Below are 25,889 nucleotides of genomic sequence, written 5' to 3' on the forward strand. Positions count from 1 at the left end.
TAGTTATTATGGTTGCGATTAAAAAGTGACTGCTTTTCGACTATAGCATTCGCGCCCGTGCGGGTTGCAAGAAAAAAATCTATCAGAGGGCGAATTTATAATGGCCTGGACATCATAATAAAAAGTGATGACAGAATATTTATCTGGCTTTGGTTATAGTAAGCAATAAATACATTCAGGAATTAAATAATATGAAGACTATTATCGCTGCCGCGATTTTTGCATTGAGCTGTACCAGCGCGCTGGCAGACCAGCGAATTCGCCCCGATGTTGAGGTGAATGTTCCGCCCGAAGTCTTTAGCTCCAGCGGTCAACGTGCGCAGCCCTGTAACCAGTGCTGCGTCTATCAGGATCAATATTATTCTGAGGGTGCGGTGATTAAAACCGAAGGGGTACTGCTCCAATGTCAGCGCGATGAAAAGACCCTCAGTACTCATCCGCTGGTCTGGCGGCGCGTAAAAGCATAAACGCTTCTAATAATGGAATGTCGGCGGGTGCCAGCGGATAAGCCAGCGCCTGCGCAGGGGAACACCAGATCAGCGCCTGGTGTTCATAAGCGGTTAACGTACCGCTAAACTGCGGGACGTGCCAGGCATGAAGGTGGATCATCCGGCCCGCGACGTCGCGCTGATGGCTGGCGACATAGCTTCCCACCGTCGCATCGATCCCCAGCTCTTCCCGCAGTTCACGAACGAGCGCCTGCGGCTGCGTTTCGCCTGGCTCCACTTTTCCGCCCGCAAACTCCCAAAGCCCTGGCTGATCGGCCTGTTCAGATCGCTGAGCGAGCAAAATGTTGCCATCACGTTCAATGATGGCGGCAACCACGTCGAGAATTTTCATTAAACCTTAAACGTCGCCCATACCGGCGCATGGTCTGAGGGTTTTTCCATACTGCGGATCTCATAATCAATACCCGTCTCCACGCAGCGCTCGGCCAGCGGGGTGCTTGCCAGCAGCAAATCAATGCGCAGGCCGCGATTATCATCAAAGCCTTTTGAGCGATAATCAAACCAGGAGTATTGCTCGGTCGTCTCCGGATTCGCCTGACGGAAAGTGTCCACCAGGCCCCAGCCCAGCAGGCGCTGCATCCACTCACGTTCTTCCGGCAGGAACGAGCATTTGCCGGTACGCAGCCAGCGTTTGCGGCTGTCTTCGCCAATGCCAATATCCAGGTCGGTGGGGCTGATATTCATATCCCCCATAATCAGCACCGGATCCTCTTTTTTCAGTTCGCTCTCCAGCAGAGTTTGCAGGTTCTGATAGAACTGGGCTTTGGCAGGGAATTTAAGCGGATGATCGCGGCTTTCGCCCTGGGGGAAATAGCCGTTAATCACGGTGACATTGCCCAGCGGCGAGGGCACTTCAGCAATGATAATCCGGCGCTGGGCCTCTTCATCGTCATTCGGAAAGCCGCGACGCACCGAGACCGGCGTCTCTTTGGTCAATAACGCGACGCCGTAATGACCTTTTTGCCCGTGGTAAAACACGTTATATCCCAGCTTCGCCACCTCTTCGAGGGGAAACATATCATCGTGGACCTTGGTTTCCTGCAGGCCAATGACATCGGGCTGATGCTTTTCGATAATCGCGGCAAGTTGGTGAGGGCGGGCGCGCAGGCCGTTGATATTAAAAGAGACAAATTTCATAGTCGCTGCCACTGTGCTGGATGAGTAGAGCTGCGATGGTAGCAGAAATTACGCCGTATGGCGCGGCAATGCTTCGCCTCATCCGCCAGCGTGCAATTTTTGCGCGATCCCGGTGCACGACGCCCCGTTTTGAGGCGTAAATCTACGAGAAATTTCGCAGGCGATCACATTTCCAGAATTATATTTTACGTATGAATAATATTTCTGATTATCGCGCTATAAAACCTCCTTTCAGACTAGTTATGCACTTTATATGCAATATAGGTGCATAGCGTCGGCTTGTATCTCCTTGATATTTCGTTCTCTCATCCGATTTATGCATTTTTTTCGCTGGCTGGCACGATGCCTGCAATCTACATTTACAGCGCAAACGCTCATGAAAATTAACATTTCATAAACTTTTCATTTACCGGATGAGGTCGCTATGTCTCAGTCAATAACGCGTAATAATTTTGATGAATGGATGATGCCTGTCTACGCTCCGGCGTCTTTTATTCCGGTACGCGGAGAAGGTTCCCGCCTGTGGGATCAGCAGGGTAAGGACTATATTGATTTTGCGGGTGGCATCGCGGTAAACGCGCTGGGACATGCGCATCCGGCGCTGAATCAGGCGCTGAAAGATCAGGCGGACAAGTTCTGGCATACCGGCAATGGGTATACCAATGAGCCGGTCCTTCGGCTGGCGAAACGCCTGATCGACGCCACCTTTGCCGATCGTGTTTTCTTCTGTAACTCCGGGGCGGAAGCCAATGAAGCGGCGCTCAAGCTGGCACGTAAATATGCGCACGATCGGGTCGGCCCGCACAAAAGCGGTATCGTGGCGTTCAATAATGCGTTTCACGGCCGCACTTTGTTCACCGTCTCCGCTGGCGGACAGCCTGCCTATTCGCGGGATTTTGCGCCGCTCCCTCCGGACATCCGCCACGCGGTATTTAACGATCTGGCGTCGGCACACGAGCTGATCAACGACGACACCTGTGCGGTGATTGTCGAGCCGATTCAGGGCGAGGGCGGCGTCGTGCCTGCCGAACCGGCTTTTCTGCGCGGCCTGCGGGAGTTGTGCGATCGCCATCATGCGCTGCTGATTTTTGACGAAGTGCAGTCTGGCGTGGGGCGTACCGGCGAGCTGTATGCCTACATGCATTATGGCGTCACGCCTGATTTACTGACCACCGCCAAGGCGCTGGGCGGTGGCTTTCCGATTGGTGCGCTGCTGGCAACCGACGCCTGCGCCAGAGTCATGACCGTCGGCACTCACGGTACCACCTACGGCGGTAACCCGCTGGCCAGTGCGGTCGCCGGAGAAGTCCTCTCCCTGATTAACCGTGAAGAGGTGCTGAACGGCGTGAAGCAGCGCCACCAGTGGTTCAGCGAACGGCTACAGGCTATCAGCCAGAAAACCGGCGTCTTTAAACAGATCCGTGGTCTTGGCCTGCTGATCGGCTGCGTGCTCGACGAACGTTATGCCGGGCGAGCCAAAGAGCTGAGTAACCTGGCGGCCGACGAGGGGCTGATGGTGCTGATTGCCGGTGGCAACGTAGTGCGCTTCGCCCCGGCGCTGATTATCAGCGAAGAAGAGATCACCGCAGGTCTTGACCGCTTTGCCCGCGCCTGTGAACGCTTTGTGTCAGGAGGTTCATCATGATGATTATTCGCCCGGTTGCCCATGATGACTTGCCCGCACTGGTGGCGCTGGCCGGTAAAACAGGCGGTGGCTTAACCTCGCTTCCTGCCGATGAAGCGACGCTTTCAGCGCGTATTGAACGTTCACTACAAACCTGGCAAGGCACCATTGAGCGTGGCGAGCAGGGGTACGTTTTTGTGCTGGAAGACACGGACAGCGGCGACGTCGCCGGAATTTGTGCCATTGAGGTCGCGGTTGGCTTAAACGATCCCTGGTACAACTACCGTGTTGGCACCCTGGTTCATGCTTCCAAAGAACTGAACGTGTATAACGCGCTCCCGGCGCTCTTTTTGAGTAATGACCATACTGGCAGCAGCGAATTATGCACCCTGTTTCTCGATCCCGCCTGGCGCAAAGAGGGAAACGGCTATTTGTTGTCAAAATCACGCTTTCTGTTTATGGCGGCATTTCGCGACCGCTTCAATGAAAAAGTGGTTGCCGAAATGCGCGGCGTGATTGACGACAACGGCTATTCCCCGTTCTGGGAAGGTCTTGGCAAGCGTTTTTTTTCGATGGAGTTTGCGAGGGCGGACTACCTGTGCGGCACCGGGCAAAAAGCCTTTATTGCTGAGCTGATGCCCAGGCATCCTATCTATACCGATTTTCTGTCACCCGAGGCGCAGGCCGTCATTGGCGAGGTGCATCCACAAACCGCGCCAGCCCGTGCGGTACTGGAGAAAGAGGGCTTCCGCTACCGGGATTACATCGACATCTTTGACGGTGGCCCGACGCTGGAGTGCGATATCGACCGCGTGCGTGCCATTCGCAAAAGCCGGCTGGTGACGGTTGCAGAAGGTCAACCCGCGTCGGGCGAGCAGCCGATGTGCCTGGTCGCTAACGAACAGTATCATCACTTTCGTGCCATGTTGATTGAGGCCGATCCGAAGTGCGAGCGGCTGATCCTGACGGCGGCCCAGATGGACGCCCTGAAATGTCATGCGGGCGACCATGTCCGGGTGGTACGTCTGTGCGCTGAGGAGAAAAAACAATGAGCCAGTGGATCAACGGTGACTGGATAACGGGTCGTGGCGAGCGCCGCGTTAAATGCAATCCGGTATCAGGCGAGGTGGTGTGGCATGGCTATGATGCTGATGCTGAACAGGTCCGTCAGGCCGGGGACGCGGCACGCGCGGCGTTTGCTGGCTGGGCCAGACAACCGTTCAGCGCCCGTCAGGCGATTGTTGAACGATTTGCCTCGCTGCTGGAGCGTCATAAACCGGCCATAACGGAAATCATCGCCAGAGAAACCGGCAAACCGCGCTGGGAGGCGGCAACTGAAGTGGCGGCGATGATCAATAAGATTGCGATCTCGGTAAAATCGTATCACGTTCGCACCGGTGAACAGCGTACCGATCTGCCGGACGGTGAGGCCACGTTACGCCACCGTCCGCATGGCGTGCTGGCGGTCTTTGGTCCCTATAACTTTCCGGGCCATCTGCCGAACGGCCATATCGTGCCCGCGCTGCTGGCAGGCAATACGATGATTTTCAAACCCAGTGAGTTGACCCCGGCCAGCGGTGAGGCGGTGGTTAAGCTGTGGGAAGATGCGGGCTTACCTCCCGGCGTGCTGAATCTGGTACAGGGCGGTCGGAAAACCGGCGTCGCGCTTAGTCAGCTTGCCGACATCGACGGTCTGTTATTCACCGGCAGTTCCGCCACCGGCGCGCAGTTGCATCAACAAATGGCCGGGCAACCGCAGAAAATCCTCGCCCTTGAAATGGGCGGCAATAACCCGCTCATCGTTGATGAGCCAGCGGATATTGACGCCGCCGTCCATCTCACCATTCAGTCCGCATTTGTCACCGCCGGACAGCGCTGCACCTGCGCACGGCGGCTACTGGTGAAGCGGGGCGAGCAGGGCGATCGTTTTCTGGCCCGGCTGGTGGAGGTTGCCCGTCGCCTGACGCCCGGCGCGTGGAATGCCGAACCGCCGCCGTTTATGGGGGGATTGATTTCAGAACAGGCCGCGCAGCACGTTGTTCAGGCATGGAAGCAGCACGTCGACAACGGCGGCGTGACGTTGCTGGAACCGCGCTTGCTCCAGCCGGGCACCTCGCTGCTAACACCGGGAATTGTCGATGTTACCGGTGTGGCAACTACCCCGGATGAAGAGGTCTTCGGCCCGTTACTGTGCGTCTGGCGCTATGATGATTTCGATGACGCCATCCGCCTGGCGAACGCCACCCGCTACGGGCTGGCGAGCGGGTTGATTTCTGGCGAACGGGAGAAGTTTGAGCAATTATTGCTGGAGGCGCGAGCCGGGATCGTCAACTGGAATAAACCGTTGACCGGCGCAGCCAGCACCGCGCCCTTCGGCGGCGTCGGTGCGTCCGGAAATCATCGGCCTGGCGCGTGGTATGCCGCCGATTATTGCGCGTGGCCAATGGCAAGCCTGGCGTCATCTGCGTTAACCCTGCCAGCCACACTCAGTCCGGGACTGAATTTTGACCGCGAGGAACAGTTATGAACGCCAGGGAAGTGAACTTTGACGGGCTGGTGGGTCCCACTCACCACTATGCGGGCCTCTCGTTTGGTAATCAGGCGTCGACAAAACATCGTCTGCAACTGTCGAATCCCAAGCTGGCGGCGAAGCAGGGGTTATTAAAGATGAAGGCGCTGGCCGACGCCGGGTTTATGCAGGCGGTGATCCCGCCGCAGGAGCGGCCGAATATTGCGCTGTTGCGGCAACTGGGATTTAGTGGCAGCGATGAAAAGATTATTGAAACCGTCGCCTCGCAGGCCCCGTGGCTGCTGTCGTCGGTGAGTTCAGCCTCGTCAATGTGGGTGGCGAATGCCGCCACGGTGTGTCCTTCTGCGGATGCGCTGGACGGCAAAGTTCACCTGACGGTGGCTAACCTGAATAACAAATTTCACCGCGCCAGCGAAGCGCCAACCACCGAAGCGTTACTGCGCGCCATTTTTACCGATCCCTCCCGGTTCGCGATCCATTCCGCGCTGCCGCAGGTGGCATTGTTTGGCGATGAAGGCGCGGCGAACCATAACCGCCTCGGCGGGGAGTATGGTCAGCCGGGCATTCAGCTTTTTGTCTACGGACGTGAAGAGAGCGGTGTGGCGCGTCCGGAGCGCTACCCGGCGCGTCAGACGCTGGAAGCCAGTCAGGCAGTGGCACGGCTGAATCAGGTCAATCCGCAGCAGCTCGTTTTCGCCCGGCAAAATCCGGCGGTGATTGACTGCGGCGTTTTTCATAATGACGTGATCGCCGTGAGCAACCGCCAGGTATTGTTCTGTCATGAAGAGGCTTTTGTCGATCAGCCTGCGCTGATGGCGACGCTGCACCAGCGTATTCCCGGTTTTATGCCGATTCAGGTGTCGGCCAGTGAGGTCAGCGTCGATGAAGCCGTCGCCACCTATCTTTTTAACAGCCAGCTTTTGAGTAAAGCCGATGGCTCAATGCTGCTGGTGTTGCCCCAGGAGTCGCAGCAACATCCGCGGGTCTGGCGTTATCTGACCCGACTGCTGGAAGAGGACAATCCCATCAGCGAGCTGAAGGTCTTTGATTTGCGCGAAAGTATGGCGAACGGCGGCGGCCCGGCCTGTCTGCGCCTGCGGGTGGTGCTGACGGAAGAAGAGCGTCGAAAAGTGAATCCGGCCGTCATGATGAATGATGAACTGTTCAACAGCTTAAATCGCTGGGTAGATCGCTATTACTGTGATCAACTGGTGCAGACCGATCTGGCCGATCCACACCTGCTGCGCGAGGGGCGCGAGGCGCTGGACAACCTGACGCAGATCCTCCACCTCGGCTCTGTCTATCCCTTCCAGCGCTAACGGGGGCGAAATGAATCATTTTTTAGCATCGACGCTGTCGGCCACGCCGCCACTGGCAACGCGGGGAGAAACGCCGTATTTCCGCTGGCGCTGGCTGGGCGAGGGAATACTCGAACTGTCACCGCATCAGCCGGTCGCCCGGGCGCTGGTTCTCTCAGCCGGAATACACGGCAACGAAACCGCGCCGGTCGAAATGGTGGACCATCTACTTACCGCATTAATGGCGGGGGAGATCCCGCTGCGCTGGCGGCTGCTGGTGATCTTCGGGAACCCTGCCGCGTTACGGGCAGGTAAACGCTACCTGCAAGCCGATCTCAATCGGATGTTTGGCGGACGCTGGCGGCAATTCCCGGCGAGCGATGAAACCGCGCGTGCCGCGCTGCTGGAAGAGACGGTCAGCCGTTTCTTCCAGCAGGATGAACGGGCGCAGTGCTGGCATCTGGATCTGCATACCGCCATCCGTGGCTCGCACCACCTGCGTTTTGGCGTGCTGCCTGCCAGAGCCGCGCCGTGGGATGAGTCATTTCTACAGTGGCTGGGAGCCGCCGGGCTGGAGGCACTGGTTTTTCATCAGCATCCGGGCGGCACCTTCAGCCATTTCAGCGGAGAACGCTTTGCGGCACTGGCCTGCACCCTTGAGCTGGGTAAAGCATTGCCGTTTGGTGACAACGATCTGTCGCTTTTCGCCACCACTGCCCGGGCACTCACCCATTTACTCGCCGGAGAGCTGGTGGACACCCGCTACGCGGAACCACTGCGCTATCAGGTGGTACAGCAACTGACCCGGTACGACAGCCATTTCACCCTGCACATGTCAGCAGAAACGCTTAATTTCACCTCCTTTGTCCCCGGCACCCTGCTGGCGGAAGACGGGGAACGCTGCTGGCAGGTTGGCAACGAGACAGAATATGTTCTTTTCCCCAATCCTGACGTCGCGCCAGGCTTGCGTGCAGGTTTAATGTTAAAACGCGTTCTTTGCAGCGGATAGTGTAATTCCCGGCATCGGTATATTACTGAACGCCGGGTTAAACCTGGCAGGAGCAATGCAGATTAATCTGAGCAAAGTGCTTTATTAATAATCGCCGCTGTTTTATACTTCTGCATAATCTCTTCGTAATCAACGAATTATTTATTTTTGTTATCACTCTCCATCTTTTTTTCATATTTTCTTCATAATTGGCGGTAAAACGTTTTTTACACTTTCAATGCTTTACTCTTGCACTGACTTATTGACGATAAAGCGCGTAAAGTTAATATCGTCAACACGGCAAACACGCCGAAAGAATAACTGAAAGAAGGATAAATCCATGCGTAAATTAACTGCTCTGTTTGTTGCCTCAACCCTGGCTTTTGGCGCGGCTAACCTGGCTCATGCCGCTGACACAACCACTACCGCGACCCCCGCGAAAACGGCACCGCAGCACAGAGGGCCGATGGGTCCGCATCATGACATGATGTTTAAGGATCTGAATCTGACCGACGCGCAGAAACAGCAGGTTCGCGACATCATGAAAGCTCAGCGTAGCGAGATGAAGCGCCCGCCAGTGGAAGAGTTGCGTGCAAACCATGACCTGATCGCCAGCGATACCTTCGATAAAGCGAAAGCCGAAGCGCAGATCGACAAAATGGCGGCCCAGCACAAATCGCAGATGCTGGCCCGAATGGAAGCGCAGAACAAGATTTACAACATTCTGACTCCGGAACAGAAAAAACAGTTTAATGCCAATTTTGAGAAGCGTCTGACAGAACATCACGCCCCGGACGGTAAAATGGCTCCGCCAGCTGAATAATTCAGCCGACAACATTCAAGACCGCCGGTCTTGCCCATAGCCGATACAGGCCGTGGGCAGGCCCGGCGGTTTTTTCATTTTATCTCTTGCCACCGGCTACCGACACGGTATTCTCCTCAAGCTGGTGCATTATCATGGCCTTACGTCGCATCGCGGACTTTTTTTTAATTTGTTATAACGCTGCGCTAAGGCCAGTCATTCTGCTGCCGATAAATAACGAATAATTGATGATGATAAGCCGCCAATAGCCACAGGCGGCATGGCGATACGCACTGTGCCTTTCAGGAGTGATGATGGATTATTTTGATATGCGCAAAATGGCGGTCAATTTATGGCGTAACGGTGCAGGTGAGACGCGGGAACTGTGCTGTTTTCCTCCGGCCACCCGCGACTTCAACTGGCGGGCCAGTATCGCCTCTATTGCCGCGAATGGTGAATTTGCGGTTATTCCTGGCACAGACAGGGTGATTACTCTGCTCGAGGGGGGCGAAATGACGCTTGACGCCGGAAACGCGTTCCGGCATACGCTGCGGCAGTTCCAGCCATTTCGCTTTTCCGGCGAGCACAAAGTCCGGGCGCATCTTACCGAAGGGCATATGTCAATGGACTTCAACGTCATTACCCGTCGCGATCGTTGCCAGGCAAAAGTCCGGGTGGCTGATCGCACCTTCACCACCTTTGCTTCGCGCGGTGGCGTGGTATTCGTCTTAAATGGTGCATGGCAGCTCGGCGATAAATTACTCACCGCCGAACAGGGTGCATACTGGCAGGACGGGTGTCATACCTTGCGCTTACTCAAAAGTGAAGGTCAACTTCTGTTCAGTGAGATCACCTGGCTACCGGGACACTAATTCGCTGATTTCGAAATTTCCCGCGATCAGCGGCTTGCAGAGAATTTTATAGCCGTCCTGATCGAACCCGGCAGGGGTGCGTAATAACGACGACGCCTCGTCGGGGCTGTTCACCGATCCCAGCCACAGCCAGTTATCAATAATATGATATTGGGTCATATCCGGGCCGCTTTCTTTCATCGCTACCGGGCCTTGCCACGGCCAGCAGACGATCTGTAGCCGCGCCAGAGCGTCATACAGCCGCTGATTATGTTCTTCGATACTTTCTTTACCACAGCAGGCTCCCGCACAACGGTGCAGGGCAGAACGAAAGCAGCCTCGTCCACGCGTCACGGATTCCAGCCCGAGCAGCCCGTAACATAGCTTGTGTTCATCGGCGATACTTTGTAATGCGCCAAGCGCCGCGCGTCGATTGGCAAAAAGACCAAACAGCCCCGGCTGGTGGGAGAAATCGACTTCGCGGGCGTAAACGATTTGCGGTTTACCGTCCACCATCAGCAACGAACAGAGCTGGCGATTGCGCCGCAGCCGCTTATTAAACAGCGGTTGCTGCTCTTTAATCATCTGCGCTTCCAGCAACAGTGCGCCCACTTCACCTGCGGTACGGACCCAGGTGATGCGTCGGGACTGGCGCAGCATCGCGGCTTCGGCAGGCGTGCGTAAATGCGAGAGCACACGGCTGCGAATATTGATGCTTTTACCGATGTAAAGCGGCATCGCTTCGCTTTCGCCATGAAAAAAATAAACGCCGGGCAATTTGGGCAGCGCCTCAAGCCAGGGACGTAAATGCTCGGGATATTCATAAATTGCCGCCGCTTCGAAATCGAGGCGCGGGGCTGAGGGACGCCTTGCCACATTAACTCCTGATACTGTTTACACATACAGTATAGCAAGTTAAATCTGGCGAAAAAAGAGGCGAAAAGAACGGATCGGAAAACCTGCCCGGTCCGTAGGCGATTATCAATTTGCGCCTAAGACCTCGCCCAATCGGTCGGGGATATAAGCGCGGTAACGGCGTAACATTTTTTGACCTTCGTCAATATGGATTACATTTTTCAGCGTATTTTGCAAGTCATATGAAACGCGCCTATAAATATCGATTCTGTCCAACACCCGATCAGGTTGAGCTTTTGGCTCAGACGTTCGGGTGCGTGCGTTTCGTCTATAATTCCATACTTCGCTGGCGGACCGATGCGTACTATGAGCGTCAGGAAAAAATTGGTTATGTGCAGGCCAGCGCACGATTAACGGCGCTGAAAAAGGAGCCAGAATTTGCCTGGCTCAATGATGTTTCCAGCGTGCCGCTACAGCAAGCCCTGCGCCACCAGCAAACGGCATTTTCGAACTTCTTCGCCGGACGTGCCGGATACCCGACATTCAAAAGCAAGCGCCATAAACAGGCCGCCACGCTTACCGATGCCGCGTTTAAATACCGCGATGGCAGGTTGTACATGGCAAAGAGCAAAACGCCTTTAGACGTGCGCTGGAGTCGCCCGCTGCCGTCCGTACCGTCTACCGTCACCGTGTCCAGAGATGCCGCCGGGCGGTATTTCGTGTCGTGTCTTTGCGAATTTGAACCTGTATCACTGCCGATCAGCCCGAGAACGGCTGGCATTGATGTTGGTTTAAAAGATTTGTTCGTCACCGATACCGGATTTAAGTCCGGCAATCCCCGCCATACCGCTAAATACGCGGCACGCCTGGCGTTCCTCCAGCGCCGGTTAAGCAAAAAGGCCAAAGGTTCGAAAAACCGCACCAAAGCCCGCTTAAAGGTGGCCCGGGTCCACGCGAAAATTGCCGATTGCCGGATGGATGCCCTGCACAAGGCCACCCGCAAACTCATTAACGAGAATCAAGTTGTTTGCGTCGAATCCCTCAAAGTGAAGAACATGATCCGCAACCCGTCACTGTCAAAAGCGATAGCAGACGCAGGCTGGAGCGAATTTGTGCGCCAGCTCCAGTACAAAGGCGAATGGGCCGGACGTTCAGTGGTCACCATTGATCAGTTTTTCCCGTCCTCAAAACGCTGTAGCAGTTGCGGTTTCACGATGAAAAAAATGTTGCTGGATGTCCGGAAATGGCACTGCCCGGAATGCGGCGCAGACCATGACCGTGACATTAACGCAGCGCGGAATATAAAAGCGGCGGGACTCGCCGTGTTAGCTTGTGGAGAGCCGGTAATCCCTGAACCGCTTAATGCGGCTCAGGTTCGGCTCCGCGAAGCAAGAATCCCCGCCCTTTAGGGCGGGGAGTACGTCAATTCTTCCAGAAATCGTCAAACACGGTGATTGGCGGGCGACGCTTATGTTCGGTTTTCAGATACCAGCCTTCAATAATACGGGCGGTGCCTTCATCAACCGGTTTGCCTTCAAGATAGTTGTCAATATCTTCATAGGTGACGCCGAGCGCCGCTTCATCGGGCAGAGATGGACGGTCATCTTCCAGATCCGCCGTCGGCAGTTTCTTATAAAGATGTTCCGGGCAGCCAAGCTGCGCCAGCAACTGCTTACCCTGACGTTTGTTTAAACGGAACAGCGGATTAATGTCCGTGCCGCCGTCGCCATATTTGGTGAAGAATCCAGTCAGCGCTTCAGCGGCATGGTCGGTGCCCACGACCACCCCTTTGGTCATGCCTGCAATGCTGTACTGTGCTTTCATGCGTTCACGCGCTTTTTCATTGCCGCGTACAAAATCGCTCAATTCAACGCCTGCATCACGCAATGCCTGCTCGCTGGCTAACACTGCGCCTTTGATATTGACGGTCAATACGCGATCGGGCTGAATAAACGCAATGGCGTCCTGGCAGTCCTGCTCATCTGCCTGCACACCGTAGGGCAGGCGCACGGCGATAAATTGCAGGTCCTCAACACCGCTTTCGGCCCGCAGCTCATCGATCGCTGTCTGACACAGTTTTCCGGCAAGGGTTGAATCCTGTCCGCCGCTGATCCCCAGGACTAAGGATTTGATGAAGGGATAGGTGGTCAGGTAGGATTTGAGAAAGTCCACGCTGCGGCGAATCTCTTCTTCCGCGTCAATCTGTGGTTTAGCGCCAAGCGCACGAATAATTTCTTGTTGCAGAGCCATGTCACCCCCGTAATTAAATTCTGCTATGTCATCGACATTTCTGGACGATACCTTAAACCTACCTCTTAAGCGTTAAAACGACAACAATTGACCGGGCAGAAGAGGGTAATTGACGCATTTTCGCTCTCCATAGCTGTTTTTTAAGGATATTTCCGAAAGACAGAGGATTTTCTCAAGCAAGTTGAAAAATTCGGGTTTGTATTCCAGGCTTATAACACGCTGATAAACAAGAGGACGGAATATGAACAAGAATGTAGCAGGAATTTTAAGTGCAGCGGCAGTACTGACTATGTTGGCTGGTTGTACGGCCTATGATCGTACTAAAGACCAATTCACACAGCCAGTTGTAAAAGATATTAAGAAAGGGATGACGCGTCAGCAGGTGCAGCAGATCGCCGGCCGTCCTTCTTCTGAAGTGTCGATGGTCCATGCTCGCGGTACATGCCAGACCTATATCCTGGGTCAACGGGACGGTAAAACAGAAACTTATTTTGTGGCTCTGGATGATGCTGGTCGGGTGCTTAACTCTGGCTATCAGACCTGTGCCGAGTATGATACCGATCCGCAGGCTCCGAAGCAGTAACCTCCTTTTGCTGCCTGAGTTAAAAAAGAAACCGGCCTTTGTGCCGGTTTCTTTTTGTCTGCGCTATTCTTTTTTAGCATCGCGAATTATTTGACCGAAATGTGAGGGTCGTCAAAGCATGAGGTCAAAGAGAGACAATTCATGCACTTTACGCATTATCACCCCCCTACGTAAAATCGTATACTTCACTCAGGCAAAACAATATCATTTCGAATTGCCTGCAAAGGCAAGTTGAGGTTAATAATTCGCCGTATAAAATTTGTTCGTAAAATTATGGAGGGTTTTATGGAGAAGAAAAAAATTTATTTGTTTTGTTCCGCAGGGATGTCCACTTCTCTGCTGGTATCAAAAATGCGTGCTCAGGCAGAAAAATATGAAGTGCCGGTTATCATTGAAGCATTTCCTGAATCACTGGCCGCAGAAAAAGGGCCTGAAGCAGATGTCATTTTAATCGGGCCACAAATTGCTTATATGTTGCCAGATATTAAAAGCGCTGTACCCAACAAACCTGTTGAAGTGATTGATTCCATTCTGTACGGAAAAGTCGATGGATTGGGGGTATTAAAATCCGCCGTCGCAGCCATTAAAAAAGCAGCAGTACATTAATTTTATTTATTTTTCCCGTCAAAGAGTAATTTCATATTTCATCGCCGCAATTTTGCATTGCGGCATTACAGGATGCTATTTATGAGCAAAGCGATTGATTCACTTGAGAGGGTTCTTCTTCCCTTTGCTGTGAAATTAGGCAAGCAGGTGCATGTTAATGCGATTAAAAATGGTTTTATTCGGTTAATGCCATTAACGCTTGCAGGCGCAATGTTTGTTCTGATTAATAACGTATTTTTGAGTTTTGGTGAAGGGTCATTCTTTTTTTCATTAGGAGTAAGACTTGACGCTTCGACGATTCAAACATTAGAAGGGTTCAAGGTTATTGGCGGCAGCGTTTATAACGGTACGCTGGGTATTATGTCGCTGATGACACCGTTCTTTATCGGTATGGCGCTGGCGGAAGAACGTAAAGTCGATCCGCTGGCTGCCGGTTTATTGTCGATTGCCTCTTTTATGACGGTTACGCCGTTTTCCGTGGGAGAAGCCTATGCCGTCGGTGCCAACTGGCTGGGCGGGCAGAACATCATTTCCGGTATCATTATCGGGCTGGTAGTCGCAGAAATTTTCACCTTTATCGTGCGCCGTAACTGGGTCATCAAATTGCCGGAGAGTGTGCCTGCATCGGTTTCACGCTCGTTTTCTGCGCTGATCCCAGGTTTTATCATTTTGTTAATTATGGGCTTCGTCGCTTGGGGCCTGTCGCTCATCGGCAGTAACTTCCATCAAATCATTATGGATAGCGTCTCTAAACCGCTGGCTTCCATGGGAAGCGTGGTGGGCTGGGCTTACGTGGTATTCAACGCGCTGTTGTGGTTCTTTGGTGTCCACGGCGGGCTGGCGCTGACCGCACTGAACAGCGGTATCCTTGGTCCCTGGGGTATGGAAAATATGGCGACCTACACCCAGTTTGGTTCGGTGGATGCGGCCATTGCCGCCGGTAAAACCTTCCATTTCTGGACCGGACCGATGCTGGAATCGTATATTTTCCTCGGTGGTACAGGGGCCACGCTGGGTCTTATTATCGCGATTTTCATCGCCTCACGCCGTGCGGATCACCGTCAGGTGGCGAAACTGGCGTTGCCGTCAGGGCTGTTCAATATCAACGAACCGATTCTGTTCGGTATGCCGATTATCATGAATCCACTAATGATGATCCCCTTCGTACTGATCCAGCCGATTCTGGCGGGCATCACGCTGGCGGCTTACTCGCTGGGTCTTATCCCACCGTCAACCAACTTTGCGCCATGGACCATGCCGCCAGGCCTCGGGGCGTTCTTTAACTCTAACGGTAGCATCGGTGCATTGATCCTGGCCCTGTTCAACCTGGGGGTGGCAACGATGTTCTATCTGCCTTTCGTGATCATCTCCAATAAAGCACAAACCGTGATTGAGGAAGAAGAGAGCGAAGAAGACATCAGGAACGCCCTGTCGTTTTAACCCTCACCGGAGCGGGAGAAGTCCCGCTCCCTGCTGAAAGGAAAGATCGTATGTTTGATTTGGAAGAGATTGTTGAATCCGATACCACGGCCGATGAACTTGAAGAAGTGGTGATGGGGCTGATTATTAACTCAGGTTCCGCGCGTAGTCAGGCCTATGCGGCGCTAAAAAAAGCGAAACAGGGCGATTTTGTTGCGGCCCAGGAACTGATGTCGCAATCAAAGCTGGCGCTGAACGAAGCGCATCGCGTACAGACCCAACTGATTGAGGGCGATCAGGGGCAGGGAAAAATGAAAGTGAGCCTGGTGCTGGTGCATGCGCAGGATCACCTGATGACGTCGATGCTGGCCCGTGAGCTGATTGCCGAGCTGATTGAGCTGCATGAGAAAATGCAATAGGCTAGAGAACACCGGGCAACAGGAGAGTGCGATGGAAATCAAAACGGTACGCGCAAGTCAATTTTTGAACAGTGAAGATTTTCATATGTTCATCTTTGATAAGGTGGAAAGCGTCAGTGGATTACATCAGCACGACTATTACGAGTTTACCATTGTCCTGACAGGAAGCTGCTATCAGGAGATCAATGGTAAACGGGTACTGCTGGAGCGAGGGGATTTCGTTTTCATTCCTATCGGCTCGCATCATCAAACTTTTTATGAATTTGGCATGACGCGAATTCTGAATATGGGGATTAGCCGTTCATTTTTTGATGAGCATTACCTGTACCTGTTACCGTTTTGCTTTGTTGCCTCGCAAAAGTATCATATTAAAAAAGAGTTTCTCACCTATATTGAGTCGGTTATTGCTTCGCTGGATTTTCGCGATAATGAATTTGATGAATTTAATAAGCTGTTAACGTTTTATATTGTTAACCGCTTACAGCATCATAAAGAGCAGGTGGAGGATGATGATATTCCCGTCTGGCTCAGGCGAACCGTGAAAGAGATGCACGACAAAGCCATGTTTGGTGAGAATGCGCTGGAGAAGATGATTAAGATTTCGGCTAAGAGCCAGGCGTATCTCACGCGCTCCACGCAAAAGTATTACAACAAAACGCCGGTGCAAATCATCAACGAGATCCGCATTAATTTTTGCAAAAAGCAGCTTGAAACCACCAATTTCTCGGTGGCCGATATCGCTTATGACGCCGGGTTTAGTAGTCCTTGTATTTTTATTAAGACCTTTAAAAAATTAACCGCATTTACGCCAGGATCTTATCGTAAACAGCGTTGTGGTGGCTAATTAACACCGTCACACAGAAAGTTATTTATATTATCAATTCACAGGTATGATCGCGTGAAGGTATTCATCATGGCGATCGTTTACTGAACGGGAGTTTATATGAAAAGTTTAAAAGTTGTCACAATTGGTGGTGGCAGTAGCTATACCCCGGAATTACTCGAAGGTTTTATTAAGCGTTATGATGAACTGCCGGTAAGCGAATTGTGGCTGGTGGATGTAGAAGAAGGGCAGGAGAAGCTCGACATTATTCATAGCCTGTGTCAACGAATGGTGGAAAAAGCGGGCGTGCCGCTAAAAGTTTTTAAAACGCTGAACCGCCGCGAGGCACTACAGGGCGCAGATTTCGTTACCACCCAATTACGCGTCGGCCAGTTAAAAGCGCGTGAAAAAGACGAACGTATTCCGCTAAGCCACGGCTATCTGGGCCAGGAAACGAACGGCGCAGGCGGTCTGTTTAAGGGCCTGCGGACCATCCCGGTCATCTTTGACATTATTAAAGATGTCGAAGAAATTTGTCCGAACGCGTGGATTGTCAACTTCACTAACCCGGCCGGTATGGTGACTGAGGCGGTGTATCGTCACACCAACTTCAGGCGCTTTATCGGCGTGTGCAACGTGCCGGTCGGCATGAAAATGTTTATCCGCGACGTACTCAAACTGGAAGATAGCGACGACCTGTCTGTCGACCTGTTTGGTCTCAACCATATGGTCTTTATTAAAGATGTACTGGTCAACGGTCAGTCGCGTTTTGCCGAACTGATCGACGGTGTGGCATCCGGTACGCTGACCGCAAGAACCGTCAAAAATATCTTTGGCCTGCCGTTTAATGAAGGGCTGATCCGTTCGCTCAATCTGCTGCCATGCTCTTATCTGCTTTATTACTTTAAGCACAAAGAGATGCTGGCGATTGAAATGGGCGAATTCTATAAAGGCGGCGCGCGCGCTCAGGTTGTCCAGCAACTCGAAAAACAGCTTTTCGAATTGTATAAAGATCCCAATCTGAACGTTAAACCGGCGGAGCTTGAACAGCGCGGCGGCGCATACTACTCCGATGCCGCCTGTGAAGTGATTAACGCGATTTACAATGACAAGCAAACTGAGCACTACATCAATATTCCGCACCAGGGAAGCGTGCAGAATATTCCGCAGGACTGGACGGTTGAGATGACCTGCCTGCTGGGTCGTAACGGCGCGACGCCACACCCGCGTATCACCCACTTTGATGAAAAAGTGCTGGGGCTGATCCACTCCATTAAGTGTTTCGAAATTGCGGCAAGCAAGGCGGCATTGAGCGGCGAATTTAACGATGCGTTACTGGCCCTGAACCTGAACCCATTGATGCGTTCCGACAACGATGCTGAGGTGCTGGTACGCGAACTGCTGCTGGCGCATCAGGAGCATCTGCCGCGCTTTGCGAAGGCGGTTGCCGCCATTAAATCATCGCATTAATGAAAGGAGGCACCCTGTGCAACGTTTATTGATCGTCAACGCTGATGACTTTGGATTAAGCAAAGGCGTTAATTTTGGCATCATCGAGGCCGCACGTCATGGTGTGGTGACCTCCACCACGGCAATGATGAACGCGCCGGCGGTGGAACACGCCGCTGAACTCAGCGCACAAACGCCGCAACTTGGCGTCGGGCTGCATTTTGTGCTCAGCTTTGGTTGTCCTTTAACCGCCATGCCATCGCTGGCGCGTGACGGCAGGCTGGGGAAATGGGTCTGGGAAGTGGCAGAGCAGGGGACTTTAAATTCGCAGGAGGTTGAGCGCGAACTGGCCTGTCAATATCAGCGCTTTTTAGATGTTTTTGGCCGTGCGCCAACGCATATTGACAGTCACCATCACGTCCATCTGATCCCCCAGGTGTATGCCATCGTCGCAAAATTTGCCGATGAGAAGGGGCTGCCGGTGCGTATCGATCGTGAAGTCGTTGCGCAAAACGCAATTATGCTCACTGATGAGCGCAGCAGCGATAGCTTTGCCAGCAATTTCTATGCGGAGAACGTTACGGAGGCGTTTTTCCTTGATATTCTGGACAACGCCGTGGCGCGTAATGACCGGTCGATAGAAATCATGTGCCATCCCGGTTTTGTCGATAAGCCGTTGCAGGAGAGCAAATATTGTTATCCGCGTCTGGAGGAGCTTGAGGTATTGACAGCGCCGTCGTTAAAAGCGGCGGTGACCGCGCGGGGCTTCCGGCTGGGAAACTTTAGCGATCTGTGAAAATAAAACCGCAGCGCCAGCGCTGCGGTTTTTCGTTACGCCGGGATACTGGCGATTTTGCTGCTACGTGACCACACGCGATGCGCGGCCAGCAGGGTAATGAGTTCTTTCACCGTCGCTGCAGAAATACTGTCAGCTTCAACAATTCCCTCTTCACCCTGAGCATCAACGTTCAGCACCGTTTTAAACTCACGCGCATCACCCGCCAGCACGATAGGCTTCAGGTGCTTATAGGCTTCCAGCAGATAGTAATTCGCTTCGCCGCTGGCTTTCAGACTGCTCAGATCGCCACCAGGCACAATCACCGCATCAACAGTTAGTGACGGCGCGCCTGCGAAGGTTGCCATTACGTTCAGTGCGCTGCCATCATCAGCCTTAATGTCGCCCATTCGGGAATAAAGGAGTTTGGCGTGAACGCCTTCCGCTTTCAGCCCTTTAAGCAGCGCCAGCAAATCGGCTGACTTCACCTTATCATTCAGCAGTACGCCTACTACGCGTCCTTTAACGCTGCCGCCAGGAATGGCGTACAGGCTCAGCGACGGGTCTTTTTTCAGTCCGTTCACATCCGCCGGTGGCGTCACCGCCAGTTGCTCATCTGTCAGCGTCAGGCCCAGATTTTCGGCCACCGCCTGCGCCAGTTTGAGGTCGATGCGCACCAGTTGATCCACCACGCGTTCGCGAATATAAGGACGACTCACCTTGCCAAGCTCAAAGCTGAAGGCGTCAATAATATGCTGTTGCTCAACCGGCGTCTGGCTGTTCCAGAACAAGCGCGGGTGGGAGTAATACTCACCGAATGACGGGCTACGCTCGCGGACTTTATTACCATCAACACGTTCCTGATAGCTCTCAAAACCACCGCGTTTCGCCGCCGGAGGCGTTTCACGCGGCCAGTTGTCATTGATGGAGTTGGGTTCGTAGTTCGCCGGATTAGTATCAATATCCATGCGGTGCATACCGTCGCGCTGGAAATTATGATACGGGCAGGTCGGGCGATTGATCGGGATCTCGTGGAAGTTTGGTCCGCCAAGACGGCTGATTTGGGTATCCGTATAGGAGAACAGACGGCCCTGCAACAGTGGATCGTTCGTGAAATCCAGACCGGGGACAATATGCCCTGGATGGAAGGCCGCCTGCTCGTTTTCGGCAAAGAAGTTATCCGGATTACGGTTGAGGACCATTTTACCGACCAGTTGTACTGGCACTAACTCTTCCGGTATGAGTTTGGTCGGATCAAGTAAGTCGAAATCGAATTTAAACTCATCTTCTTCCGGGATCAGCTGGAATCCCAGTTCAAACTCCGGATAATCGCCCGCTTCAATAGATTCCCACAGTTCGCGACGGTGGAAATCCGGATCGCGACCAATCAGCTTTTGCGACTCGTCCCACACCATCGACGCTTTACCGGCCACCGGTTTCCAGTGGAAACGGACAAACGTCGCTTTTCCTTCAGCGTTGATCAGACGGAAGGTATGAATGCCGAAGCCTTCCATGGTCCGCAAACTGCGCGGTAGGCCACGGTCGGACATCGCCCAGATCACGTTATGCAGGGTTTCAGGTTGCAGAGAAATATAATCCCAGAAGGTATCGTGCGCGGTTGCGCCCTGCGGGATCGCCCAGTGGGGTTCAGGCTTCACCGCATGGACGAAGTCCGGAAATTTATGGGCATCCTGAATAAAAAACACTGGCGTGTTGTTACCTACCAAATCAAAAATACCTTCTTCGGTATAGAACTTGGTGGCAAAACCGCGAATGTCACGCACGGTATCCGCCGATCCTGCACCCCCCTGAACGGTCGAGAAGCGCACGAATACCGGCGTTTTCTTCTGCGGATCGCTGAGAAAGTCTGCTTTTGTGATGTCGCTTAAATCTTTATAGGGCTGGAAGTAGCCGTGCGCTGCGGAACCGCGGGCATGCACGATGCGCTCAGGGATCCGCTCGTGGTCAAAATGGGTGATCTTTTCGCGCAGGATAAAATCTTCCAGCAGCGTAGGTCCCCGGTTTCCGGCCCGTAGGGAGTTCTGGTCGTCGGCAATTTTGACGCCCTGGTTAGTGGTTAATGCCTGGTTTTCGCTGCCTTTACGGAAACTCTCCAGCGCCGTCAACTTATCGCTTTCGATATCAGGCGCTTTCAGGCTGCCGGATGCAGTGGGTTGTTCGCCGGGAGCGGTAGGTTTGGGATCCGGTTGATGAGAGCCATCTTTCGGAGCCAGAGAATCCAGACCCGGCTGCGCTTCTCGTTCATCATGGACGGGAGAAGTGTGATTTTTGCTGTTTTTATCATCTTTCGACATTGCGTAAGCCTCTTGTTTTCATCTCTGAAACGAGTTGTTGCTTAAAGAAAAACCTCTCTAACTATAGAACAATCTCAGCGATGGACAGGGCGATGGGGGTAGAAAGAAGGGAAGATCGCGCACGCCTGACGCGACGTCGGGTGGGCATTTCGGCTATCATGGTTTTTTTGCTGTGATCTTTAATGAATGTATTGCTTATGAAAACGCTTCGACAACAAAATCGTCCTGTCATCAGCTACGTGCCTCGTATCGAGCCAGCGCCGCCTGAACATGCGGTGAAGATGGAGGGTTTTCAGGACGTCTGGCTTATGCGCGGCAAGTACGTTGCCTTTGTACTGGTGGGCGAGAAATTTCAGCGCTCGCAGTCCTTCAGCGTACCGGAAGCGGCCCAGCGCTGGGCAACGCAGATGCGTCAGGAAGGGGAAATTGTCGGGGGCGAGTAATAGTAGCCGGGCAGGGTGCCCGGCTCAGGGCTTAGCGATGCGCCAGCTCTACTTCATCTTCGCTGTTCAGTACGGTTTTATCCGTCTGCTTCAGCCACTGGCTTGTCAGCGTCCCGGCGGTCATTGAGCCGCTGACGTTCAGTGCAGTACGCCCCATATCAATGAGCGGCTCAACCGAAATCAACAGCGCGACCAGAGTAACCGGCAGCCCCATTGCAGGCAGAACAATCAGCGCGGCAAAGGTGGCCCCGCCGCCTACGCCTGCGACACCGGCAGAGCTTACCGTCACAATGCCTACCAGCGTTGCAATCCACATCGGGTCCAGCGGATTAATGCCCACTGTCGGCGCAACCATCACCGCCAGCATCGCCGGATACAACCCGGCACAGCCGTTCTGGCCGATCGTGGCACCAAACGACGCCGAGAAGCTGGCGATGGATTCCGGCACGCCGAGACGACGCGTTTGCGCTTCAACATTCAGCGGAATGCTGGCGGCGCTGGAACGGCTGGTAAAGGCGAAGGTCAGTACCGGCCACACTTTGCGGAAGTAGCGCAGCGGGCTGACGCCGTTAACGCTAAGCAGAAGACCGTGTACGACGAACATGATCGCCAGACCCAGATAAGAGGCGATAACGAAACTGCCCAGCTTAATAATGTCCTGAAGGTTGGAACCGGCCACCACTTTGGTCATCAGCGCCAGCACGCCGTAAGGCGTTACCTGCATCACCAGGCGCACCAGTTTCATCACCCAGCTTTGCAGCGTATCGATGGCGGTCAGAACGCGCTGGCCTTTTTCCACATCGTCTTTCAGCAATTTCAGCGCGGCCACGCCGAGGAAGGCGGCAAAAATCACCACACTGATAATTGAGGTTGGGCTGGCCCCGGTCAGGTCGGCAAACGGGTTTTTCGGTACGAAAGAGAGAATAAGCTGCGGTACGGTTAAGTCGGCGACTTTACCCGCATAGTTACTTTCGATGGCGTTAAGACGCGCCGTCTCGGCCGCGCCCTGTACCAGCCCTTCGGCAGAGAGGCCAAACAGATTAGTGACCAGAACGCCGACTAACGCCGCAATCAGGGTGGTAAACAGCAGCGTACCAATGGTCAGTACGCTGATTTTGCCAAGCTGTGCGGCATTATGCAGACGGGCCACCGCGCTCAGAATCGAGGCGAATACCAGCGGCATAACAATCATTTGCAGCAACTGGACGTAACCGTTGCCTACGACGTTAAACCACTGGATCGAACTTTTGAGTACCGGACTGTCATCGCCATAAATAAACTGTAATGCCAGACCAAAAATGACGCCCAGCACCAGACCCACCAGCACTTTTTTTGCCAGACTCCACTGTTTGTGGCGGGTTTGTCCCAGCACAAATAGCAAGGCGACGAACACGATAATGTTCGCGATTAATGGAAAATTCATCCCCGTTCTCCTGTTTATTACGGTCGGCTTAGCAACGCCAACTCAGATGGCGCAAGAGTAGCAGAAGTGTGATGGGGGTCTTATATCCAAATGGAATGGCTTATATCAAAACGTCTGGTACAGACGATAATTTACGCGATTAATGGTGTATCAACCGATAAAAGCTGGTTTGCAGCGAATTGATCATCCCGGATGACCAGCGTACCGCGCTGTTATCAGGAAGGTTTTGCGGCATCCAGACGGCCCAGACAAAGAGCGCCATGCACAGCACGCGTTCAAGCTGATTCCCTTTACATGGCGCAAGGATCGGCAGGCGGAAGCGCCAGCGGCACGGCCACAGCAACGGAACCCCTGCGGGTGTGAGCATATCGGCAAGAATATGGCTTAAATAACCCAGCACCAGTCCCTGCACGGCGTCTGCCGGGATCACCCAGCTTTCCGGTATTTTCAGATAGCAGATCGTCAGACCGCAAAATACGACCAGCAGACTATGGGTAAAACCGCGATGCCCGAAGGCCCGCGCGATGGGTTTTGAGATCCAGCGCAAGCGCTGTCCGAGAAAGGATTGTGGATGATCGATATCCGGCAGCAGACAGGTCAAAATCGCCGAAGGAATGATATGCCACCAGTCCCCTTGCGCGAGCACAGGCGTAAGCTCGGCATTTTTGGCAAAAACCGCGCAGGCAATGGAAAAAAGAAGGTGGCCTTCCGCCGTCATGATAATCACTGGACTCGCTAAACTGTCGATTCATCCAGTATAGGGTTTTTATACAGTATGTGAAAGAGGTGACGTTGTAACTCAATGTCACAATTTGCGTGTGCCGGTGAGATAAACCTGAAAGGGCGTTCGGTCTGAACGCCCAGGGGGATCAACCGCGCAAATGCTGAGCGGTCAGATCGTGCAGAGAGTGCAGTTTAACGTTCGCCAAAACATAGCGCGGATCCTGCTGAACCTCCAGTGCCGGGACGACAATTGAGCGCATCCGCGCGGCTTTAGTGGCGATCATGCCGTTGACGGAATCTTCAAGCGTAACGCACGTTAATGGATCAACCCCGAGTTTTGCCGCACAGTCGAGATACACCTGCGGATGCGGTTTGCTGTAAGGTAATTTTTCCGCTGAGGCCAGCGCTTCAAAATCATCACGCAGGCCAAATATGGTGAGCACATTTTCCAGCATAGACAGCGGAGAGGCGGACGCCAGCCCGATTTTCAGCCCTTCGGCTTTGCACAGCGCCACGGCTTCACGCACCCCAGGCAATAGCGGACGCGCCTCTTCCACCAGATTCATCGTGCGGCGGATAATACGAGCGGTGACCTCGTCGCGACCGGGGCCATTCCACGGCTGCTGCGCGTACCATAAATCCACCACCATATCGATACGCAGGCCGAGCAGGTCGGGCAGCTCATCACGTCGGGAAACATCCACCCCGAGGCCCTCCATCACCTCCAGTTCAGCCAGATCCCATAAGGGTTCGGAGTCAATTAATAAACCATCCATATCAAAAATTGCGGCGAGAATTTGTCGCTGAACCGTCATTGCATCCCTCCTCAGGAGTCCACTCTTAAAATGTTTACCACGTGAAAACTATGCGTTGTTATAGCATATTGCTTTTAAAAATCGGGCGAAAAGTGGCAGCAGCGGGTAGAATTAGCAGCGATAACAAAGCGTCTCTATAAGGGGAATCCATGACGTATCAACAGGCTGGACGCATCGCAATTATAAAACGGATTGCGGGTTGGGTGATATTTATTCCAGCCGTCGTTTCTACCCTCATCTCGGTTCTGAAATTCATGTACGCGCACAGCGAAAAACAAGCGGGAATCAACGCTGTCATGCTGGATTTTGCGCACGTGATGATTGAAATGATGCGTTTTAACACGCCGTTTCTCAATTTTTTCTGGTACAACTCACCGCAGCCGGAGTTTAGTCACGGCCTCAACCTGATGTTCTGGATTATATTTGCCTTCATCTTTGTTGGGCTGGCGCTGCAATCTTCCGGCGCGCGGATGAGCCGTCAGGCGCGTTTTCTGCGTGAAGGGGTGGAAGATCAAATGATCCTCGAAAAAGCGAAAGGGCCGGACGGGATGACCCGCGAGCAGATCGAATCACGCATCGTGGTGCCCCGGCATACGATTTTCCTGCAAATTGTGCCGCTGTACATCATGCCGGTCATTGTCCTGATCATTGGCTATTTTTTCTTTTCGCTACTGGGCTTTATTTGACCGATTTTGCCCGGCATTGCGCCGGGCGAAACTTTACGCCGCAGGCAATGGCCGCGGTTTGCCGTCACTGTCTACCGCCACATAAATAAACAGCGCCTCGGTTGCTTTATATCGCTGGCCAATCGGCTCGGACGACACTTTTTTAACCCACACTTCGACGTTAATATTCACCGACGTCGTGCCGCGCTTAACGCAGCGGGCGTAGCAGCACACCACATCGCCCACCGCCACCGGACGCAGGAAGGTCATACCATCCACCCGCACGGTCACGACGCGGCCCTGAGCAATCTCTTTTGCCTGAATCGCGCCGCCCATATCCATCTGCGACATTAGCCAGCCGCCGAAGATATCGCCATTGGCATTGGTGTCGGCCGGCATCGCCAGCGTACGTAAAACCAGTTCGCCCTGCGGCGCATCGTTGGTGGTTGTCATGGTTGTTCCAGTCATTTAATAAAGAAAACCGAGGTTGATGACAAACCTGTTTGGCTATTGTGCACGCCGTTTTGCCGGGTGGCGGCTTCGCCTTACCCGGCCTACGAAAACCTACAATATCAGCAAGTTACATC

27 protein-coding genes are annotated in these 25,889 nt (G+C 53.4%); 18 read left to right on the forward strand and 9 right to left on the reverse strand.

Annotation, left to right across the window (positions count from 1 at the left end):
* Positions 1–191 precede the first annotated feature (191 nt).
* Positions 192–467, forward strand: coding sequence for a DUF1496 domain-containing protein (locus ACMGGS_RS16375; RefSeq protein WP_414163499.1), 276 nt, complete (start codon positions 192–194; stop codon positions 465–467).
* Here the strand turns inward: ACMGGS_RS16375 and ACMGGS_RS16380 are convergent.
* Both ACMGGS_RS16380 and xthA read right to left on the reverse strand, forming a co-directional pair.
* On the reverse strand, positions 427–840 hold the full coding sequence (locus ACMGGS_RS16380; protein WP_414163500.1) for a pyrimidine (deoxy)nucleoside triphosphate diphosphatase: 414 nt from the start codon (positions 838–840) through the stop codon (positions 427–429). The genes ACMGGS_RS16375 and ACMGGS_RS16380 overlap by 41 nt on opposite strands.
* Positions 840–1,646, reverse strand: coding sequence for an exodeoxyribonuclease III (gene xthA / locus ACMGGS_RS16385; protein WP_414163501.1), 807 nt, complete (start codon positions 1,644–1,646; stop codon positions 840–842). The genes ACMGGS_RS16380 and xthA overlap by 1 nt, the downstream gene beginning before the upstream one ends.
* Positions 1,647–2,070: 424 nt before the next feature.
* Between xthA and ACMGGS_RS16390 the strand changes: the two genes are divergently transcribed.
* The 7 genes from ACMGGS_RS16390 to ves all read left to right on the forward strand — a co-directional run bounded on the left by ACMGGS_RS16390 (position 2,071) and on the right by ves (position 9,760).
* Entirely contained in the window at positions 2,071–3,291 is a 1,221-nt protein-coding gene (locus ACMGGS_RS16390) for an aspartate aminotransferase family protein (RefSeq protein ID WP_414163502.1), read from the forward strand.
* Entirely contained in the window at positions 3,288–4,322 is a 1,035-nt protein-coding gene (astA, locus tag ACMGGS_RS16395) for an arginine N-succinyltransferase (protein WP_414163503.1), read from the forward strand. Before ACMGGS_RS16390 ends, astA begins: the two co-directional genes overlap by 4 nt.
* Entirely contained in the window at positions 4,319–5,797 is a 1,479-nt protein-coding gene (astD, locus tag ACMGGS_RS16400; RefSeq protein WP_414163504.1) for a succinylglutamate-semialdehyde dehydrogenase, read from the forward strand. The genes astA and astD overlap by 4 nt, the downstream gene beginning before the upstream one ends.
* Positions 5,794–7,119 carry an N-succinylarginine dihydrolase gene (astB, locus tag ACMGGS_RS16405; RefSeq protein ID WP_414163505.1) on the forward strand — a complete coding sequence of 442 codons (1,326 nt, stop codon included), beginning with the start codon at positions 5,794–5,796 and terminating at the stop codon, positions 7,117–7,119. Before astD ends, astB begins: the two co-directional genes overlap by 4 nt.
* 10 nt (positions 7,120–7,129) lie before the next feature.
* Positions 7,130–8,107 carry a succinylglutamate desuccinylase gene (astE, locus tag ACMGGS_RS16410; RefSeq protein ID WP_414163506.1) on the forward strand — a complete coding sequence of 326 codons (978 nt, stop codon included), beginning with the start codon at positions 7,130–7,132 and terminating at the stop codon, positions 8,105–8,107.
* Between the two features lie 319 nt (positions 8,108–8,426).
* On the forward strand, positions 8,427–8,909 hold the full coding sequence (gene spy, locus ACMGGS_RS16415; RefSeq protein WP_414163507.1) for an ATP-independent periplasmic protein-refolding chaperone Spy: 483 nt from the start codon (positions 8,427–8,429) through the stop codon (positions 8,907–8,909).
* Between the two features lie 293 nt (positions 8,910–9,202).
* Positions 9,203–9,760 (forward strand): environmental stress-induced protein Ves, encoded by a 558-nt coding sequence (gene ves, locus ACMGGS_RS16420; protein WP_176918310.1) that lies wholly within the window; start codon positions 9,203–9,205, stop codon positions 9,758–9,760.
* Here ves and cho read toward each other — a convergent pair.
* Positions 9,746–10,615, reverse strand: coding sequence for an excinuclease Cho (cho, locus tag ACMGGS_RS16425; protein ID WP_414163508.1), 870 nt, complete (start codon positions 10,613–10,615; stop codon positions 9,746–9,748). The two genes, ves and cho, sit on opposite strands and share 15 nt — an antisense overlap.
* Positions 10,616–10,836: 221 nt before the next feature.
* Between cho and ACMGGS_RS16430 the strand changes: the two genes are divergently transcribed.
* Complete coding sequence (locus ACMGGS_RS16430) at positions 10,837–12,003, forward strand: RNA-guided endonuclease InsQ/TnpB family protein (RefSeq protein ID WP_414163509.1); 1,167 nt, start codon at positions 10,837–10,839, stop codon at positions 12,001–12,003.
* A gap of 13 nt (positions 12,004–12,016) precedes the next feature.
* Here the strand turns inward: ACMGGS_RS16430 and nadE are convergent, their stop codons facing one another.
* On the reverse strand, positions 12,017–12,844 hold the full coding sequence (nadE, locus tag ACMGGS_RS16435) for an ammonia-dependent NAD(+) synthetase (protein WP_414163510.1): 828 nt from the start codon (positions 12,842–12,844) through the stop codon (positions 12,017–12,019).
* Positions 12,845–13,085: 241 nt separating this feature from the next.
* On the opposite strand from nadE, the gene osmE reads away from it, so the two are divergent.
* From osmE to chbG, 7 genes are all read left to right on the forward strand, one after another.
* Positions 13,086–13,427: an osmotically-inducible lipoprotein OsmE gene (gene osmE / locus ACMGGS_RS16440; protein WP_176918208.1), complete on the forward strand. Its 342-nt coding sequence runs from the start codon at positions 13,086–13,088 to the stop codon at positions 13,425–13,427.
* Between the two features lie 285 nt (positions 13,428–13,712).
* Positions 13,713–14,033: a PTS sugar transporter subunit IIB gene (locus tag ACMGGS_RS16445; RefSeq protein ID WP_414163511.1), complete on the forward strand. Its 321-nt coding sequence runs from the start codon at positions 13,713–13,715 to the stop codon at positions 14,031–14,033.
* 81 nt (positions 14,034–14,114) lie between these two features.
* On the forward strand, positions 14,115–15,473 hold the full coding sequence (chbC, locus tag ACMGGS_RS16450; protein ID WP_414163512.1) for a PTS N,N'-diacetylchitobiose transporter subunit IIC: 1,359 nt from the start codon (positions 14,115–14,117) through the stop codon (positions 15,471–15,473).
* 50 nt (positions 15,474–15,523) lie between these two features.
* Positions 15,524–15,871, forward strand: a complete 348-nt coding sequence (gene chbA / locus ACMGGS_RS16455; protein WP_414163513.1) for a PTS N,N'-diacetylchitobiose transporter subunit IIA — start codon at positions 15,524–15,526, stop codon at positions 15,869–15,871.
* Positions 15,872–15,902: 31 nt separating this feature from the next.
* A complete protein-coding gene (gene chbR, locus ACMGGS_RS16460) occupies positions 15,903–16,715 on the forward strand; it encodes a transcriptional regulator ChbR (RefSeq protein ID WP_414163514.1) in 813 nt (270 codons plus the stop codon).
* A 99-nt stretch (positions 16,716–16,814) separates the two neighbouring features.
* On the forward strand, positions 16,815–18,164 hold the full coding sequence (locus tag ACMGGS_RS16465; protein WP_414163515.1) for a 6-phospho-beta-glucosidase: 1,350 nt from the start codon (positions 16,815–16,817) through the stop codon (positions 18,162–18,164).
* A 16-nt stretch (positions 18,165–18,180) separates the two neighbouring features.
* Positions 18,181–18,939, forward strand: a complete 759-nt coding sequence (gene chbG, locus ACMGGS_RS16470; protein ID WP_414163516.1) for a chitin disaccharide deacetylase — start codon at positions 18,181–18,183, stop codon at positions 18,937–18,939.
* Between the two features lie 35 nt (positions 18,940–18,974).
* Here chbG and katE read toward each other — a convergent pair whose 3' ends face one another.
* Entirely contained in the window at positions 18,975–21,233 is a 2,259-nt protein-coding gene (katE, locus tag ACMGGS_RS16475) for a catalase HPII (RefSeq protein WP_414163517.1), read from the reverse strand.
* A 197-nt stretch (positions 21,234–21,430) separates the two neighbouring features.
* Here katE and cedA point away from each other — a divergent pair, with 197 nt between their 5' ends.
* Positions 21,431–21,676, forward strand: a complete 246-nt coding sequence (gene cedA / locus ACMGGS_RS16480) for a cell division activator CedA (RefSeq protein WP_176918200.1) — start codon at positions 21,431–21,433, stop codon at positions 21,674–21,676.
* A gap of 31 nt (positions 21,677–21,707) precedes the next feature.
* On the opposite strand, the gene ACMGGS_RS16485 is transcribed toward cedA, so the two are convergent.
* From ACMGGS_RS16485 to hxpB, 3 genes are all read right to left on the reverse strand, one after another.
* Positions 21,708–23,099: an L-cystine transporter gene (locus tag ACMGGS_RS16485; RefSeq protein ID WP_194208452.1), complete on the reverse strand. Its 1,392-nt coding sequence runs from the start codon at positions 23,097–23,099 to the stop codon at positions 21,708–21,710.
* Positions 23,100–23,238: 139 nt separating this feature from the next.
* Positions 23,239–23,817, reverse strand: a complete 579-nt coding sequence (locus ACMGGS_RS16490; RefSeq protein ID WP_414166295.1) for a metal-dependent hydrolase — start codon at positions 23,815–23,817, stop codon at positions 23,239–23,241.
* A gap of 151 nt (positions 23,818–23,968) precedes the next feature.
* Positions 23,969–24,637 (reverse strand): hexitol phosphatase HxpB, encoded by a 669-nt coding sequence (gene hxpB / locus ACMGGS_RS16495; protein WP_414163518.1) that lies wholly within the window; start codon positions 24,635–24,637, stop codon positions 23,969–23,971.
* Between the two features lie 149 nt (positions 24,638–24,786).
* On the opposite strand from hxpB, the gene ACMGGS_RS16500 reads away from it, so the two are divergent.
* Entirely contained in the window at positions 24,787–25,323 is a 537-nt protein-coding gene (locus ACMGGS_RS16500) for a YniB family protein (RefSeq protein WP_194208450.1), read from the forward strand.
* A 33-nt stretch (positions 25,324–25,356) separates the two neighbouring features.
* Here ACMGGS_RS16500 and yciA read toward each other — a convergent pair whose 3' ends face one another.
* Positions 25,357–25,755 (reverse strand): acyl-CoA thioester hydrolase YciA, encoded by a 399-nt coding sequence (gene yciA / locus ACMGGS_RS16505; protein WP_176918196.1) that lies wholly within the window; start codon positions 25,753–25,755, stop codon positions 25,357–25,359.
* Positions 25,756–25,889 lie beyond the last annotated feature (134 nt).

It is taken from the genome of Superficieibacter sp. BNK-5 (assembly GCF_047456055.1).
Lineage (GTDB): Bacteria > Pseudomonadota > Gammaproteobacteria > Enterobacterales > Enterobacteriaceae > Superficieibacter.